This is a genomic window from Thermodesulfovibrionales bacterium, assembly GCA_035622735.1.
In the GTDB taxonomy this organism is placed as follows: Bacteria; Nitrospirota; Thermodesulfovibrionia; order Thermodesulfovibrionales; family UBA9159; genus DASPUT01.
The window spans coordinates 1-16,539 of sequence record DASPUT010000243.1 but is presented as its reverse complement, the minus strand read 5'-3'; the positions used below and the strand labels follow the sequence as shown (position 1 = coordinate 16,539).

At 54.7% G+C, this 16,539-nt stretch carries 19 protein-coding genes and 1 other RNA gene; 14 read left to right on the top strand and 6 right to left on the bottom strand.

All coding sequences use genetic code 11. The annotated features are described in order from the left end of the window. On the top strand, positions 1-936 hold a 936-nt coding region (gene hemB / locus VEI96_12665; GenBank protein HXX58847.1), incomplete at its 5' end, for a porphobilinogen synthase. A 119-nt stretch (positions 937-1,055) separates the two neighbouring features. Next, the gene (locus VEI96_12660) at positions 1,056-1,283 is read left to right on the top strand and encodes a NifU family protein (protein ID HXX58846.1); all 228 of its coding nucleotides are present in this window, start codon (positions 1,056-1,058) and stop codon (positions 1,281-1,283) included. Here VEI96_12660 and argC read toward each other — a convergent pair. From argC to rplM, 3 genes are all read right to left on the bottom strand, one after another. Next, positions 1,280-2,320, bottom strand: a complete 1,041-nt coding sequence (gene argC, locus VEI96_12655; GenBank protein ID HXX58845.1) for an N-acetyl-gamma-glutamyl-phosphate reductase — start codon at positions 2,318-2,320, stop codon at positions 1,280-1,282. The genes VEI96_12660 and argC overlap by 4 nt on opposite strands. A 74-nt stretch (positions 2,321-2,394) precedes the next feature. Next, a complete protein-coding gene (gene rpsI / locus VEI96_12650) occupies positions 2,395-2,787 on the bottom strand; it encodes a 30S ribosomal protein S9 (GenBank protein HXX58844.1) in 393 nt (130 codons plus the stop codon). A gap of 41 nt (positions 2,788-2,828) precedes the next feature. Next, positions 2,829-3,254: a 50S ribosomal protein L13 gene (rplM, locus tag VEI96_12645; GenBank protein ID HXX58843.1), complete on the bottom strand. Its 426-nt coding sequence runs from the start codon at positions 3,252-3,254 to the stop codon at positions 2,829-2,831. Positions 3,255-3,455: 201 nt separating this feature from the next. Between rplM and VEI96_12640 the strand changes: the two genes are divergently transcribed. Genes VEI96_12640 through VEI96_12625 form a run of 4 tightly spaced genes read left to right on the top strand, consistent with a single transcriptional unit; the run spans position 3,456 to position 7,673 of the window. After that, positions 3,456-4,673, top strand: a complete 1,218-nt coding sequence (locus VEI96_12640) for an efflux RND transporter periplasmic adaptor subunit (protein ID HXX58842.1) — start codon at positions 3,456-3,458, stop codon at positions 4,671-4,673. Continuing rightward, on the top strand, positions 4,674-5,363 hold the full coding sequence (locus VEI96_12635; GenBank protein HXX58841.1) for an ABC transporter ATP-binding protein: 690 nt from the start codon (positions 4,674-4,676) through the stop codon (positions 5,361-5,363). After that, positions 5,350-6,507, top strand: a complete 1,158-nt coding sequence (locus VEI96_12630) for an FtsX-like permease family protein (protein HXX58840.1) — start codon at positions 5,350-5,352, stop codon at positions 6,505-6,507. The genes VEI96_12635 and VEI96_12630 overlap by 14 nt, the downstream gene beginning before the upstream one ends. Continuing rightward, the gene (locus tag VEI96_12625) at positions 6,507-7,673 is read left to right on the top strand and encodes an ABC transporter permease (GenBank protein ID HXX58839.1); all 1,167 of its coding nucleotides are present in this window, start codon (positions 6,507-6,509) and stop codon (positions 7,671-7,673) included. The genes VEI96_12630 and VEI96_12625 overlap by 1 nt, the downstream gene beginning before the upstream one ends. 4 nt (positions 7,674-7,677) lie before the next feature. Here VEI96_12625 and VEI96_12620 read toward each other — a convergent pair whose 3' ends face one another. Further along, on the bottom strand, positions 7,678-8,535 hold the full coding sequence (locus tag VEI96_12620; protein ID HXX58838.1) for an inositol monophosphatase family protein: 858 nt from the start codon (positions 8,533-8,535) through the stop codon (positions 7,678-7,680). 126 nt (positions 8,536-8,661) lie between these two features. On the opposite strand from VEI96_12620, the gene smpB reads away from it, so the two are divergent. Together smpB and ssrA are read left to right on the top strand one after the other, a co-directional pair. Further along, positions 8,662-9,105: an SsrA-binding protein SmpB gene (gene smpB, locus VEI96_12615; GenBank protein ID HXX58837.1), complete on the top strand. Its 444-nt coding sequence runs from the start codon at positions 8,662-8,664 to the stop codon at positions 9,103-9,105. A 106-nt stretch (positions 9,106-9,211) separates the two neighbouring features. Next, positions 9,212-9,556, top strand: a transfer-messenger RNA (tmRNA) gene (gene ssrA, locus VEI96_12610). Between the two features lie 286 nt (positions 9,557-9,842). On the opposite strand, the gene VEI96_12605 is transcribed toward ssrA, so the two are convergent. Beyond that, the gene (locus VEI96_12605; GenBank protein HXX58836.1) at positions 9,843-10,196 is read right to left on the bottom strand and encodes a hypothetical protein; all 354 of its coding nucleotides are present in this window, start codon (positions 10,194-10,196) and stop codon (positions 9,843-9,845) included. 406 nt (positions 10,197-10,602) lie between these two features. Then, positions 10,603-10,782 (bottom strand): hypothetical protein, encoded by a 180-nt coding sequence (locus tag VEI96_12600; protein ID HXX58835.1) that lies wholly within the window; start codon positions 10,780-10,782, stop codon positions 10,603-10,605. Between the two features lie 363 nt (positions 10,783-11,145). On the opposite strand from VEI96_12600, the gene VEI96_12595 reads away from it, so the two are divergent. From VEI96_12595 to VEI96_12570, 6 genes are all read left to right on the top strand, one after another. Beyond that, complete coding sequence (locus tag VEI96_12595; GenBank protein HXX58834.1) at positions 11,146-12,165, top strand: N-acetylmuramoyl-L-alanine amidase; 1,020 nt, start codon at positions 11,146-11,148, stop codon at positions 12,163-12,165. Beyond that, positions 12,152-12,718, top strand: a complete 567-nt coding sequence (locus VEI96_12590) for a GerMN domain-containing protein (protein HXX58833.1) — start codon at positions 12,152-12,154, stop codon at positions 12,716-12,718. Before VEI96_12595 ends, VEI96_12590 begins: the two co-directional genes overlap by 14 nt. 5 nt (positions 12,719-12,723) lie before the next feature. Continuing rightward, positions 12,724-13,530 (top strand): glutamate racemase, encoded by an 807-nt coding sequence (gene murI, locus VEI96_12585; GenBank protein ID HXX58832.1) that lies wholly within the window; start codon positions 12,724-12,726, stop codon positions 13,528-13,530. Then, positions 13,520-14,254 carry a ribonuclease PH gene (gene rph, locus VEI96_12580; protein HXX58831.1) on the top strand — a complete coding sequence of 245 codons (735 nt, stop codon included), beginning with the start codon at positions 13,520-13,522 and terminating at the stop codon, positions 14,252-14,254. Before murI ends, rph begins: the two co-directional genes overlap by 11 nt. Positions 14,255-14,328: 74 nt before the next feature. After that, positions 14,329-16,167 carry an ATP-dependent zinc metalloprotease FtsH gene (gene ftsH / locus VEI96_12575; GenBank protein ID HXX58830.1) on the top strand — a complete coding sequence of 613 codons (1,839 nt, stop codon included), beginning with the start codon at positions 14,329-14,331 and terminating at the stop codon, positions 16,165-16,167. A gap of 35 nt (positions 16,168-16,202) precedes the next feature. Beyond that, positions 16,203-16,539, top strand: a 337-nt coding sequence (locus VEI96_12570; GenBank protein ID HXX58829.1) for a hypothetical protein, incomplete at its 3' end; no start/stop codon positions are given.

Here is a 16,539-nt window from a genome sequence, read left to right as displayed (position 1 = left end):
AAAGAAGTCATCAGGAGGATGGTGAGGGAGACCTCGCTCTCCCCTGATGATTTTATCTATCCCCTCTTTGTGACGTACGGAAAAGGCGTCAAGAGAGAGATACCCTCCATGCCGGGATGCTTCCAGGAGTCCCTGGACAAGGTCGCCGCTCATGCCCGGGAAATTCACTCGCTCGGCATCCCCTCGGTAATTCTCTTCGGTATCCCCGAGGAGAAGGATGAGACGGGGTCAGGCGCGTATGATGACCAGGGCATTGTCCAGAACGCCATCAGGACGATTAAGGGTGCCGTTCCCGATCTCTATGTGATAACGGACGTCTGCATGTGCGAATACACGAGCCACGGACACTGCGGCGTCATCGAGAAGGGCGATGTGGCGAATGAGCCGACCCTTGAGCTCCTGGCCCGGGAAGCCCTTTCCCATGCACGGGCGGGTGCGGACATGGTCGCTCCTTCCGACATGATGGACGGCCGGGTCGAGGCGATCAGGCTCGCCCTTGACGATGAGGGGTTTCCCGGTATTCCGATCATGTCCTATGCCGCCAAGTACGCTTCGGCATTTTACGGCCCGTTCCGTGAGGCTGCGGAATCAACGCCCCAGTTCGGAGACAGACGATCCTACCAGATGGATCCCGCAAACAGGAGAGAGGCGCTGCGGGAAGTAGCCCTCGACATCGAAGAGGGGGCGGATATCGTGATGGTGAAACCGGCGCTTTCCTATCTCGATATCATTTCCGATGTGAGGGACACGTTCGATGTCCCGGTTGCCGCTTATAACGTGAGCGGAGAATATTCCCTCGTGAAGGCAGCAGCGCAACTCGGCTGGATCGACGAGCAGCGGATGATGATGGAGATCCTCACCTCGATAAAGCGCGCCGGCGCCGATATGATCCTCACCTATTTTGCTAAAGACGCCGCGAAGATCCTGAACGCGTAAGAAGTGAGTGAGGGGCTCGCCGGTTACCGTTTTTCGGTGGCATCCCGCGCGGGTTCGGATGTTGATTGTTGTGAGAAGTTCGGCTATTCTGTAATAAACACCATGAGGAGGTTACAGCGATGATAGAGAAATCAAAGGTCGAAGAGGCATTGAACCAGATACGCCCGGCCCTTCAACGTGACGGCGGCAACGTAGAACTCGTCGACGTGACGCCGGAGAATATCGTGAAGGTAAAACTCGTGGGCGCCTGCGGAACCTGTCCGATGTCGATCCTCACCCTGAAGCGCGGCATCGAAGCGACACTGAAACAGAGGATACCCGAGATAGTTTCCGTCGAATCCGTTTAGGGGAACAGCGCGATAGAGTCGAGCGCCGTTCCTTCATCAAAGCCCATCATGATATTCATGTTGTGGACGGCCTGACCTGAGGCACCCTTGACAAGGTTGTCTATGGCGGTAACGACGATGAGGGTATCTGTCCTCTTGTTGACGACGATGCCGATCTCGCAGAGATTTGTCCCCCTCACATTTTTTACATTGGGGAGCTTCCCTTCATCGAGAACCTTCACAAACGGTTCTTTCGCGTAGGCATTCCGGTATATCTTCAGCGCCCTCGCCGTATCCACACTCTTGGAAAGCTTCGCGTAGATGGTCGTCAGGATTCCCCTGTCGAGGGGGACGAGGTGCGGCGTGAAATTTACCCTGACATCGCGGCCCGCTGCGAGGGATATCTCCTGCTCTATTTCAGGCGTGTGCCGGTGCCTCGCGATTCCGTATGCCTTGAACCCCTCGTTCACCTCGCAATAGGAAAAGCCGATGTCTGACTGTCTGCCCGCCCCTGAAGTCCCTGACTTTGAGTCTATGACGATGGACGCGATATCAATGGCGGCGTTCCTGACCGCGGGATAGAGTCCTATAATCGCTCCCGTCGGATAGCAACCGGGATTCGCAACGAGCGTCGCCTTCGCGATCTTCTTCCGGTAAAGCTCAGGGAGGCCGTAGACCGCCTTCTTGAGCGTCTCTCCGAATCTGTGCGGCACCTTATACCATTCTTCGTAAACCCGGATATCCCTGAGCCGGTAATCGGCTGATAGATCGACCACCCTCTTCTTCTTTCTCACGAGGGCGTCAACCGGTCCCTGCGATGCGGCATGCGGGAGCGCCATAAAAAAAAGGTCGGCCCGAGAAGCGATCGTTTCGGCATCGAGGGGCTCAAAGGTGAGATTTCCGTAACGATAGAGATGGGGGAAGATGTCCGTGACTTTCCTGCCGGCTGATTTTTCGGATGTTACGGCGGTTACCGTAACCTTCTTGTGAGAGGCGAGTATCCGGAGGAGCTCCGCACCCGCGTACCCGCTGCCGCCGCATATCGCTATCTTCACCATGGTGCTACGCCATCAGTCAGAGGGGAGAAATTTCCGAGGCTGCCGACAGACGGCAGGGGACCGGTAATCCATGATTATCTCTTCGAGAACTGGAATCTCTTTCTTGCGCCCTTCTGGCCGTACTTCTTTCTCTCCGTTTCTCTCGGGTCTCTCGTAATGAAGCCTTCTTTCTTCAGCCTTGGCCGCAGATCGCTGTCCAGCCGCGTCAACGCCCTCGATATGCCGTGACGGAGCGCGCCCGCCTGGCCCGTGAGCCCTCCGCCCGTCACCTTGGCAAGGACATTGATCTTTCCGATCATTCCGGTCAGTTCGAGGGGCTGACGGATCATCATCCTGAGGGTTTCCCTCGGGAAATACGAATCGACCGGTTTTTCGTTGACCGTTATCTGACCGGTACCCGATGCCAGCGTCACCCTGGCGATAGACGTCTTTCTTCTTCCCGTTGCGTTGTATTTTATTTCAGCCATCTGAACTCCTTCTCACCGTTGTCTCGATGTTATCACGCATTTTATTGCAAGACTTGAGGTTTCTGCGCGCTATGGGGATGCTCGGCCCCTTTATAGACCTTGAGTTTCTTGATCATGGCCCTTCCGAGCCTGTTCTTCGGGAGCATGCCCCAAACCGCATCCCTGATGATCTTTTCTGGGTTGCCCTTCATGCGGGCTCTCGCCGTCTCGGCCTTTATCCCGCCGATATAGCCGGAGTGGTGGTAGTATACCTTGTCGTCAAGCTTCTTCCCGGTCAGTCTGACTTTCTCAGCGTTGACCACGATAACAAAATCGCCGGTATCCACATTCGGCGTAAAGATAGTCTTGTTTTTCCCTCGGAGCTGATTCGCTATCTTTGTCGCAATCCTCCCGAGTACCGCGTCCTTTACGTCGAGGAGATACCATTTCTTTTCGACTTCGGTCTTCTTTGCGAACGGGGTTTTCATCACTTCACCATCCTCACTGTGTTATAGACTGATTAGCATAAAGGAAATGCCTCTGAAATGTCAATGTCCGGATCGGTCATCACTCGGGGAAAGGGGGGGTGCGCGGAGAGACCGGATGAGTATCGTCGCGGGAAAGAAGAGTCGTCCGATTTGCTATAATGGTTAGGTCGTGAACATGGAGGGACAGAAGGAGCGTGGCGAATGGCGGATGAAGACCTCTCGAAACTGAAGATAGAAAAGTCCGGTCCGCTGGGCGGGCGAAGGCCGGGCAAGAGGTACGTTTACCCGGTAGCGGCGATACTCCTCCTTGTTCTGGCGGGCTTCTTATATGCGAATGGGTTTTTCACCCCCGCGGTCGAGGTGGAGGTCGTTAACGTCGCTCAGACATATCCGTCTCAGGCCTTTACCCTGCTGAATGCGAGCGGTTATGTGGTGGCCCAGCGGAAGGCGGCTGTCTCCTCAAAGGCTACGGGCCGTCTTGAAGAACTCCTCGTTGAAGAGGGGAGCGTCGTGAAAAAGGGAGCGGTGATCGGCCGTCTCGAAAATAATGATCTGATTGCGTCGAAGGACCAGGCTGCGGCTAACCTGCATGTCGCGAAATCGAATGTCGACGAGGCGAAGGCTGAGTTGCATGACGCAGATCTTAATTACCGGCGGGAAAAGGAACTGGTCGAGAAAGGGTATGTCGCGAGGGCCGACTACGATGCGGCAGAGGCCCGTTATAAAAAAGCGGTCGCAGCAACTGCCCTCGCCGAGGCCTCGGTCAAAGCGAGTGCCGCTGCGCTCCGCGGAGCGGAGGTGGCGCTCGAATACACGCTCATCCGCTCACCATTCGATGCCGTCGTCCTGACGAAGGACGCCGATGTTGGAGACATCATAACGCCCTTCGGCGCCGCCGCGAACGCAAAGGCCGCGGTCGTGACGATCGCAGATATGGACTCTCTCCAGGTGGAGGCTGATGTCTCCGAAGCGAATCTGGAGCAGGTGAAGATAGGGCAGCCCTGTGAAATCCAGCTCGACGCATTCCCGGAATCACGTTTCCGCGGTCTGCTCCATATGATCGTACCGACCGCTGACAGGTCGAAGGCGACGGTGATGGTCAAGGTCAGCTTTCTCGAGAAGGACAAACGCATACTGCCCGAAATGAGCGCCAAGGTCGCCTTCCTCTCGAGGCCGGTGAAGGGCGACGAGGAAAAACCGCGGACGACGATTAATCCGGCGGCAGTGATGGCCCACAGCGGCAAGAAAACGGTCTTCCTCGTGAAGGAGGGCAGGGCGGTCGAGACGGAGATAACCCTCGGCGGGAGAATCGGTGACATGGCTGAAGTCCTCAGCGGCGTCAAGGCGGGTGACAGGGTGGTTCTGAAGCCGTTGGACAAGGTGAAAAACGGCAGCAGGATAAAGGTCGCGGAAAAATAGGTGGAAGGCAGACCGATCGTCGAGATAGAGAACCTGTCCAAGTCCTACCGCAGGGGCAATCAGATCGTCCCTGTGCTCGAGAACATCAGCTTTGCCATAGACGAGCGGGAATTCCTCGCGCTCATGGGCCCGTCGGGCTCGGGCAAGAGCACACTCCTGAATCTCATCGCGGGCATCGACAGGGCTGACAGCGGCGTCATCACGGTAGGGGGCGTCGATATTACCGCTCTCTCGGAAACGGAACTTGCCCGCTGGCGCTCCACGAACGTGGGCTTCATCTTTCAGTTCTACAACCTGATTCCTGTTCTTACCGCGTTCGAGAACGTTGAGCTCCCCCTCCTCCTGACAGGCCTCTCCGGGAGGGAGAGGAGGGAGCACGTCGAGATCGCCCTCTCTGTCGTTAACCTCCTGGACCGGATGGACCATTACCCCGGCCAGCTCTCTGGAGGCCAGCAGCAGCGCGTCGCGATCGCCCGAGCGGTAGTCACCGACCCGACCATACTCGTTGCGGACGAGCCGACCGGTGACCTCGACAGGGTTTCAGCTGCCGAAGTTCTTAGTCTCATGGACCGTCTCAATATCGAATCAGGGAAGACGATCATCATGGTGACCCACGACCCTAGGGCAGCTGAAAAGGCGCATCGCGTCAGGCAGCTCGAAAAGGGCGTCTTAAGCAATGTTAGCCCTTAAGTTCCTCATCCGGAACGCTTTTCGGCACAAGCTCCGGACCGTCCTCACCATCACCGGAGTCGCGATCGCGATACTCGCCTTCGGCATGCTGCGCACCCTCGTCGGCCTTTGGTACCTTGGAGTCGAGAACTCTTCCGCCACCCGCCTTGTCACGAGAAATGCCATTTCCCTGGTTTTTTCCCTGCCGATTTCGTACAAGGACAGGATCCGCCAGATCCCGGGGGTGAAGGGCGTGGCCTTCGGGAACTGGTTCGGCGGGATTTATATCGATGAGAAGCACTTCTTCGCCAACTACGCGGTGGACCCCAAAAACTACCTCGAACTCTACCCTGAAATCCTTCTCTCTTCCGATCAGAAGAAGGCCTTTTTTCATGACAGGAAGGGTTGCATCGTCGGCAAGAAACTGGCGGACCGGTATGGCTGGAAGATCGGCGATCTCATTACGCTCAAGGGGACGATCTATCCCGGCCAGTGGGAGTTTGTCCTACGCGGTATATACCGCGGCGCCGAGAAGAGCACCGAGGAGCGGGTCTTGCTGTTCCACTGGGATTATCTCAACGAGACACTGAAGAAGACCGTCCCCAGGAGGGCCGACCAGGTCGGCTTTTTCATGATCGGGGTGACACACCCGAACCTGTCCGCAGAAGTTGCGGTTGCTGTCGATAAGCTCTTCAAGAATTCACTCGCTGAAACACTCACCGAAACGGAAAGGGCCTTCCATCTCAGTTTCGTCTCGATGACGGAGGCGATTCTGGTGGCGATCCAGATCGTCTCCTACGTAGTGATCGTCATCATCATGGTAGTCGCTGCAAACACCATGGCGATGACCGCGCGGGAGCGGATAGCGGAATATGCCACGATGAAGACGTTCGGCTTCGGGCCGGGCCATATCGGGGGCCTGGTATTCGGAGAATCGGTCGTCATCTCGATGATAGGCGGGGTTCTCGGCATAATCCTCACATTCCCGGCTTCCCGCTGGGTGGAGACCGAGTTGAGCCAGTTCTTCCCTGCCTTCAGCATTTCGCCTGCCACCATCTATTTCGATCTTCTGGCGGCACTCGTTGTCGGGGTTGTGGCGGGGATCTTCCCGACCTGGCGGGGCGCGACCATCCGCATCGCCGACGGGCTTCGGAGGATCGGCTGATGGGCATTCCCTTTTCCTACAGCTTCAGGAACCTCTGGACACGGCGGCTGACAACGGTTCTCACCGCGTCAGGCATGGCCCTCGTCGTCTTTGTCTTTGCCGCTACTCTCATGCTCGTCGAGGGACTTCGGAAGACCCTTGTCGAGACCGGTTCCATTGACAACGTCGTAGTGCTCAGAAAGTCGGCTAACTCAGAGGTCCAGAGCGGGGTCGAGAGGCAGCAGGCCTCGATCATCGAGACCCAGCCCGAAGTGGCGATAGGGCAGGAAGGACAGAGGTTGCTGGCTAAAGAGCTCGTGGTTCTCATCAGTCTTCCGAAGCGGGAGAGCGACAATCTCGCCAATGTGGTCATCAGGGGCATCGGGGACAATTCTCTCCTCCTTCGGCCTCAGGTGAGGCTCGTCGAGGGCAGGATGCCGAGGAAGGGCTCTTCCGAGATAATCGCGGGTCAGAGCATCGCCAAGAGATTCAAGGGAGGCGGGCTAGGCGAGACCATTCACTTCGGCATGAGGGACTGGACCGTGGTCGGAATATTTAATGCCGGGACGACCGGCTACAGCTCCGAGGTATGGGGCGACGTCGACCAGCTCATGCAGGCATTCCGCAGGCCCGTCTATTCCTCGGTCCTCTTCAGGCTGCATGATTCATCGGACTTTGAGAAATTCCGGACACGCGTGGAGAGCGACCCGCGCCTTACAGTCGAGGCGAAACGGGAGACGAAGTATTACACCGATCAGTCGGAGGTGATGGCGCGTTTCCTCCGCATACTCGGAACGACCCTGACGATAATCTTCTCCCTCGGTGCCGTGATCGGGGCGATGATTACGATGTACGCCGCCGTCGCAAACCGTGTCACCGAGATCGGGACCCTGCGGGCTCTCGGCTTTCAGAAGAAGAGCATTCTCGGTGCCTTCATCATGGAATCGCTCTTCCTCGGACTCCTCGGTGGCATCGTCGGGCTTTTCTTCGCATCCTTCATGCAGCTCATTACGATATCGACCATGAACTGGGCGACCTTTTCCGAACTCGCCTTCAGTTTCACCCTGACCGGCGAGATTGTTTCGAAATCACTCTTCTTCTCACTCATCATGGGTTTTGTCGGTGGAGTGCTCCCCGCGTTCCGCGCAGCGAGAATGAATATCGTTGAAGCACTGAGGACGAGCTGAAGGACTATCTTCTTACGATATCCTGAAAGACCTGTCTTACTATCTTCAGGATTTCGGCGTGAACCCGCTTATTCCCCGCGACGATGTTTCCTGTCGAGAGGTATTTCTTCCCGCCGCCGAAATCAGTAATCGCACCCCCGGCCTCGCGAATCAGCAGGCTTCCGGCCGCGATGTCCCAGGGAGCCAGGCCGAGTTCGAAGAAGCCCTCGAAACGGCCCGCAGCGACATATGCGAGGTCGAGCGCGGCTGAGCCAGCCCGCCTGATATCACTCACTCCGGAGAAGACTTCCTTGAAGGCCCTGAGATAGAGATCGATCATCTCTTTTTTTCGGAAGGGGAAGCCGGTTGCAATGAGACTGTTTCTAAGCTGACCGGTGCGGGAGACGTGTATCCTCTTTCTGTTCAAGAAAGCGCCCCCGCCTTTCACGGCATGAAACAGTTCGTTCTTCAAGGGGTCGAATACAACGCCGAGGATAATCTCTCTCTTATACTCAAGAGCTATCGAGACCGAGAAGGCCGGATAGCGGTGAATGTAATTCGTAGTGCCGTCTAGAGGGTCGATGATCCACCGAAAATCTCCGGTCTCCGTCCACTTCATAGTCTCTTCGGCGAGGAAGGAATGAGAGGGAAAAGTTGCCTTTATCTTCTCTATTATGATCCTTTCAGACTGCGTGTCTACCTTTGTCACGAAATCGAAGGCCTGCTTTGCGCGGATATCCCTCGAAGAGATCTTTCCGAGATTTTTGAGGATGATATCACCTGCACGCTTTGCAGCCGTTATCGCTGTCTGAAGGGCCTCTTCCAGGAAGGCCTTTCCGGGGTCAGCGGAACGGCGCCGCTTCTTTCGCGTAGGTTGAATCACAGCATGCCGCCCCGAAAATACTGTCCTATGATTATGGTCATTGAGCCTAACACTCCTCCATAAAGCATAGCAGAGTCATGAAGACGGTCAAGGCTTTCAGGCGCGACAAACATGGTACAATGATACATGAAAATCGTCTGCCAGAACAGAAAGGCCTATCATGACTACAGTATTGAAGAGACCATTGAGGCGGGAATCCAGCTTCTCGGCACTGAGGTGAAGTCTCTCCGGGACGGGAAGGCGAATCTGAAAGACAGCTACGTCCTCATAAAGAATGCGGAGGTCTTTCTCCTGAACTGTCACATCAGCCCCTATTCTCACGGCAACATCATGAACCACGAGCCGCTCAGGACGAGGAAGCTGCTCCTCCACAGGAAAGAAATCGAGAGATTGCGGGGGAAGTCGCTCCAAAAAGGATATACCCTGATCCCGCTGAAGATATACTTCAAGGGCTCCCACGCGAAGGTCGAAATCGGTCTCGCAAAGGGGAAGAGGGTTTACGAAAAGAGGGAGACGATAAAGGAGCGCGAGGCAAAGCGGACGATCGAGCGGGCGATGAAGACGAGGTGACGGGCGCAATGGATGATAAAGCTGACTATCCGATCGAAAGATTTTGGCGAAGAGCCAAGGTGTGTGGCATATGGTATAATTAAATAAGGCCAAAGGCCTTTCAGTCGGGGGCGAAAGGGCTCGACGGGGGTTATGAGGCTCAGGTGGCATGTCGTGGCTCCATCACCACGTAAAAAGATGGAAACAAACACAAACGCCAATAACGAACTGGCACTTGCTGCTTAATTAAGCGGCACGCTCATCCGGGATCGCCCGTGTTCCGGAGAAAGCGCAAGACAGCGGGCTGGCCCCGGGTAGTTCCCCTGGATTCGGGGCGAGATAAAGGGGGATGGGATGAGGGAAAGCCCTTCTGTCGGCGTTTCATCATCCGAGACCCAAAAGGCAGAATACACATGTAGAAGCCTGAGAGTAGTGCTTTCGGACGCGGGTTCGATTCCCGCCGCCTCCACCATTGGTTTTATTATATTCAGGCAATTGGCCTAGGTTTTGTAAACATAAAGTACCCGAAAGCCGCCTCCAGACCGTCGCTAGATTCAGGAACCTAGAGTCGTACTACGTCACGACCTACCTCTATTAATCGATCCGGTGCCCATACAGAGAGCTTATGAAAGAAAGTCTCTTCCGGCAACCTATCAAATGTTGGATGCACTGACGAGTCTGCGATTATTTCAAAGTGGACTTACTGAAGATATGCGGAATTATCACGCATAAAGGAGTGACCTTGAATCTGATCATGCTTATTTGTCTACAGGGAAGGTTAATATGGGATTCTCAACATATACCGGAAACCATTTGCCATTTTTTTTCATTACAAAATATCCAGATGATTTTGGATTTCCTGGTTCGATCATTTTGACAGAAGTACTGCCATCCTCCCTAGTTTCCTTCTTTGCTATTGGTTCGATGGGCGTCTTAGTAATTATGAATCCGAAATTATCCGATATTCTTATCCAACTATTATTGGACGCCCATTGCGGTCTATCATCAGCTGACGAAATTTTCAGACTCAATAAAGCAAACAGGACTACTGTTATAGCTATGCAGGTTGTTTTCATTGTGAAATCCTCATTCTTTCTTCTTATAATACCCACAATTTTATCACGGTCGTGAGACGTTTGATTCAGAAAGGAGCCGTGGAGAACTCGATATTTGTTCTTTAAGCAAAAGTGAAAAGAATTCCAACGATCATGAGCCAATATCCTAGTCGATAGATGTTAGCCACATTATCCTTCATAAGACTTGAACCAAAGCTGATCATTTCTTTATGAGAGATTACTGACAACTTTGCAAAGGCAAAGAGCACAAGACCTAAAAGCGTAATCCAGAAAGCCGCCGGTCTTCTAACATAACCATAATTATATCAGGTCGCGACGACGGGGTGTACAGGAAGAAGGTGTGCCTTGAGACCTCTCTTAGTTGTCCCCCATCAAAAAGATGCAGGCAGCATAACAAATGCCTACCCATCTCCTCAGTTCCCTCGAATGATTTGAAGGCATATCAGTTCGCGTCACATCCGATCGTTTTTTCCTCATCGCTGTCGCCACTTGCGGTAAACAGGTGCGGATAGTTTTTTTCGAGATTTTCGAGAAGGGAACGCCGCTCTTCTAACTGCAGAGACAAGTAAAGAGGCGAGCCCATCAGGATAGATATAACCTCTTTTGCTCGATGAACATCCATACAAACCTTCTGACTATCATATAGCATATTCTATGCCTACTCCCTGAATTTGACAGAGAACTCCTGCTAAAGAAGGCAGCTCAGTAAAAAAAGCTTATGAAGTAAACGATTACCTTATTGTTTTCCGAGCCGGAATAGTAAAGAAATAGTTTTGATCTCTCGAATACATTATTGCGAATTCCCTATTTCGGGAAATAACCTATATTCATGTGGTAATTTCACCACGCGTAATTGCCCCTCCATTAACTTATATTTTATGATCGTGCTACGGCAGCCGCACGTGACGTCGTTTTTATTCTTGTTTTGAGTCTTCCTGCTTTGCGTGTTGCAAAACTTCTTTAAGATATGGGAAATTATACTGCCATGGTGGAGAGAATCGAAATTTGCGCTGTCCTCGTTATCCTCCTGCTCTTCGGAGCTGGCTATGCTGTCGAGACCGGGGGCGTGAAGCCGAAAGCCGGGGAAAACAGCGGAACAACCGGAGCCGAGGTATCCGTGAGATCGAGCAGAAACGAGGGAGTGAGTCGGATCGTCTTCGAAGCCCCGGATGAATCGTTCATTAAGAACGCGGTCGTTACCCCTTTGCAGAGCCAGATAAAGATCCAGTTCCCTTCGAACTTCACGATAAAGACGGAGGGCACTATCGATCTCGATACGTCCCTGAAGGGGAGGAACTATCTCATAAATGTGACGGCTCCTTTCAAGATGAAGATCCTGAGGTTATCCGGACCTCCGCGGCTCTCGATCGACATCATGACGGTGACGAAAGAAGAGGAGCGGAAACCGATTCCGGCTGAAGTCCAGCCCGCCGAAAAGTTTCCCGGCTACCGAATCGTTCTCGATGCCGGGCATGGAGGTTACGATCTGGGGATCATCTCGGGCGACCTCAGGGAGAAGGACATCACCCTGTCTGCGGTGAGAGAGATAGAAGCGGCCCTCGTGAAGAAGAAGAGGCCCGTCTCACTGACGAGAAGGGCCGACCAGTTTCTCTCTTTGACGGACAGGGCACTGTCTGCCGGACAGAAATCGCCGGACATCTTCCTGAGTCTGCATCTTTCCCTGTCTGACAGCTTTGTCATATACACCTCTTTCTTCGAACCGGAAGGTATGGAACCCTCGCCTGCGGATTATTACCACCTCATGTCGGTACAGAGGAGGTATCTCGAGAGGAGTAAAACCCTTGCCGAGATGCTCGGAAAGGCGATCAAAGACGAATTCAAGACTGAAATAATCTTCAGGGAGATGTCTCTGCCGCTCCTCAATTCCGTCGCGGCGCCAGCCGTGCTCATAGAACTCCCCAAGACGATCCTTTACGATAACGCCGTAAGGGCACGGCTTTCGGATGCGATCCTGAAAGGAATAGCGCTCTATGCCGCACGGTAAGAAGAGGGTCCTCTGGGTTCTTCTCTTCGTGATCCTCTTCGGCGCGGGGATTGCCGGCGGATATCTCTTCGTCTCCCAGAGATTCTCGATACAGAAGCGCGAGCCTGCGCACGCTCAGCCTCCGGTGCAGGCCGGCAATGCAGCCTTTGTGAGGATCTTCTATCCGCTCGGTGACAGACTCGTCATGGAGGAGAGAAGCGTGCAGAGGGTGCCCGATGCTCCGATAGTTGAGGCGGTGGTTAAAGAATACCTCAGGGGACCGTCGCAAGGGAAATCCGTGATTCCCTTCGGAACGAAGGTGCTCGGTGTCTACCGCGGCAGTGACGGGATACTCTATCTCGATCTCTCCGACGAATTCAGAAGAAACTTCCAGGGTGACGCCTTGACAGAATTCCTGGTGCTCAAGGGATTGTACGACAGCATCATATCGAATGGCGAAGGGATCGATGACGTGAAGCTTCTTGTCGAAGGGAAGGAGATAGAGAGCGTCGGCGGTCATCTCTTCGCCCTCTATCCCCTGAGGAGTACGCTCCAGGAGGCGAGACAACCGTGACCGACATGCCCATAGGGATCTTTGATTCGGGCATCGGAGGGCTCACGGTCCTCAAGGAGGTGTTTCGCGTACTCCAGAAAGAGAGTACCCTGTACCTCGGCGACACTGCCCGCGTACCCTATGGGATACGGTCGGCGGAAACCGTGACCAGGTACGCCTTCGAGAATATCGGCTTCCTCATGGCAAAGGGAATAAAACTCCTCGTCGTCGCCTGTAATACCGTTTCTGCCGTCAGTCTCGATGCGATACAGGGAAGGCTGCCCATCCCCGTCGTCGGCGTGATCGCGCCGGGGGCAAGGGCAGCGGTCAGGGCGACCAGGAACAGGAGGGTCGGCGTAATAGGCACCGAAACCACGATAAACAGCAGCGCTTATTCGAGGGTCATACGACAGATGGACGGAGACATAGAAGTATTCGGCCTTCCCTGTCCCCTCTTTGTTCCGCTCGTTGAGGAAGGGCTCACCGATGACGAGATAGCTGTCATGGTTGCCGAGAGATACCTGGGGCATCTGAGAGGCGAGGGGATAGATACCCTCGTCCTCGGCTGCACGCACTATCCCCTGCTCAAGGGCGTCATCGGAAGGGTCATGGGCAGAGACATCGCGCTCATCGATTCTGCCGTTGAAACGGTAAGGGAAGTGAACGAGATACTGATCAGGGACGGGATAACCTCTCATACATCGGGCAGACCGGCGCGCCATTTCTATGTGACCGATACACCGGATAAATTCATACGGGTCGGCGAGAGGTTTCTCGGTCAGCAGATCGAAGAGATAGAAAAAATTGATATCGGAGGGGGCCATGAGACCTGACGGGAGACGGAACGACGAACTCAGAAAGATTGTGGTGACGCGGAATTTCCTTAAGACTGCCGAGGGTTCCGTTCTCATCGAGATGGGTGATACGAAGGTTATCTGTACCGCTTCCATTGAAGAGAAGGTTCCTCAGTTTCTGAAGGATCAGAAGCGCGGATGGATTACGGCCGAGTACGGGATGCTCCCGAGGTCGACGAACACGAGGATGATGCGGGAGTCGGTCGCCGGCAGAGTGGGAGGCCGGACCCACGAGATTCAGCGGCTGATAGGCAGGGCGCTCAGGTCGGTCTGCGAGCTCGAGATACTCGGCGAGAGGACGGTCTGGATCGACTGCGACGTGATGCAGGCCGACGGCGGTACGCGGACCGCCTCCATCACCGGTGCCTTCATCTGCCTGTGGGATGCGGTGAGCCGAGCCATCATGAACGGAACGATCATGAGGACGCCCATTAGGGATTACCTCGCGGCGGTGAGCGTCGGGATTATCCGAGGTGAGCCGGTTCTCGACCTCTGCTACGCCGAGGACTCGACCGCCGAGGTCGATATGAACATCGTGATGACCGGCAGCGGAAGATTTGTCGAGATACAGGGCACGGCGGAAGGCGAACCGTTTTCTCGGGAAGACCACGAAACCCTCATCCGTCTCGGAGAAAAAGGGATCAGGGACATCATCGCCCTCCAGAGGAAAAGCCTCGGCGAGAGTCGGGGGCTGTCTCTCTGAAACTTTTCTTCGAAATCGGTAGTATGGTAATATTAACATGAGCGTAATTATGCGTAAGAGAAAGGTACGATCACGTGAGCGGCATATATAGAAGCCTCTTCATCTGGCTCCTCATAGGATTGATGATGATCCTCCTCTTTAACCTCGTCAGTTCGCCCCAGAAGACGGAAGAAGAGATGACGTTCTCGGAGTTCCTCTCCAAGGTCGATGCCGGTAATGTGGAAGAAGTCGTCATCAAGGAGAACCATATCACCGGCCGTCTGAAGGAAGGCAAGAAGTTCAAGACCTTTGCTCCCGATTACCCGGACCTCGTAAAGAGCCTCATGGCGAAGGGCGTCAAGATTTCGGCGAAGCCGGCGGACCAGAACCCCTGGTACATCAATTTCCTCATCTCCTGGGGACCGATCATCTTCATAGCCCTGATCTGGATATTCTTTATGCGTCAGATGCAGAGCGGCGGCAACAAGGCTATGTCTTTTGGGAAGAGCAGGGCGCGGCTCGTTGCGAATAAGGCGGTGAAACTCACCTTTGCCGACGTAGCAGGAGTTGAAGAGGCGAAGGCCGAGGTCCAGGAGATCATCGATTTTCTCAAGGACCCGCAGAAGTTTTCGAAACTCGGGGGGAAGATCCCCAAGGGAGTGCTGCTCGTCGGCTCTCCCGGCACGGGAAAGACCCTTCTCGCAAAGGCGATTGCTGGCGAGGCCGGCGTTCCCTTCTTCAGCATATCAGGCTCGGATTTCGTCGAGATGTTCGTTGGCGTCGGCGCGTCGCGGGTGAGGGACCTCTTCGAACAGGCGAAGAAGAGCGCTCCCTGTATCGTGTTCATCGATGAGATCGATGCGGTAGGAAGGCACAGGGGTGCCGGTCTCGGCGGAGGCCATGACGAGCGGGAGCAGACCCTGAACGCGCTTCTCGTCGAGATGGACGGCTTCGAAGGCACCGAAGGCGTCATCATCATAGCCGCGACGAACAGACCTGATGTCCTCGACCCGGCGCTCTTGAGGCCCGGAAGGTTTGACCGGCAGGTCATCGTTTCGATCCCCGATGTGAAGGGGAGGCTCGAGATACTGCGGGTCCATACGAAGAAGATACCCCTTGACGAGAGGGTCAACCTCGAGGTGATATCGAGAGGGACTCCGGGTTTTTCCGGAGCCGATCTCGCGAATCTCGTGAATGAGGCGGCTCTCCTCGCGGCGAGGCAGTCGAAGTCCAAGGTCGAGATGTCGGATTTCGAGGCTGCGAAGGACAAAGTCCTCATGGGCGTCGAACGGAAGAGCATGATTATAAGCGACGCCGAAAAGACGAACACGGCGTATCACGAGGCTGGCCACGCGCTTGTGGCGAAGCTGACTCCGGGGACGGACCCGATTCACAAGGTGAGCATCATACCGCGGGGCAGGGCGCTCGGAGTGACGCAGCAGCTGCCCATCGATGACCGCTATACCTATTCCAGGGACTATCTCCTCAACACCCTCAAGGTCCTCATGGGCGGGAGGGCGGCAGAAGAGATAGCCTTGCATCACATGACTACCGGAGCCGGGAACGACCTCGAACGGGCTACCGAGCTTGCGAGGCGCATGGTCACCGAGTGGGGCATGAGCGAGAAACTCGGTCCTTTGACCTTCGGCAAGAAAGACGAACAGATCTTCCTCGGCCGCGAAATAGCGAAGCACAAGGACTACGGGGAGAAGATCGCAGAGGAGATCGACGATGAGGTGAGGAAACTCGTGACCGACGCGTATGAAGAGGCGAAGGGGATCCTGACACAGAATTACGAAGTGCTCGACGCCTTTGCAAAGGTCCTTCTCGAGAGAGAGACCGTCGACGGCCCTGAGATTGATGCCCTCATAGATGGTCTGAAGGACAAGAAAGAGCCGGCAGGAATCGCGGGCAGCGGAGAAGTCGTGGTATAAACGGTCCTCAATGAGGATCGACCACCCCTTCCGGGATGGCGAACCATCAGATCGTCATATTCCTCTGTTATCTCTCGGTAATCTCCTTCGGATACTGGCTTCAAATCCTCAATCTGAGGCAGGTAAAGAGATCCGGTATTGTCGTCCCTCCTGAGTTTGCCGGGCACGTAGACAACGGGCTCCTTGAAAGAACGAGGGACTACACGATTGAGCAGGGAAGGTTCGGCCTCATCGAATCCGTCATCGACAATCTCCTCGTCGTCGTCTTTTTTTTCGGGGGCCTTATCGATGCCTATAACTCATGGATACTCTCTTTCCACCTGCCTTTTGTTTTCTCAGGAACGCTCTTTTTCCTTCTCCTCGTCTATGCAA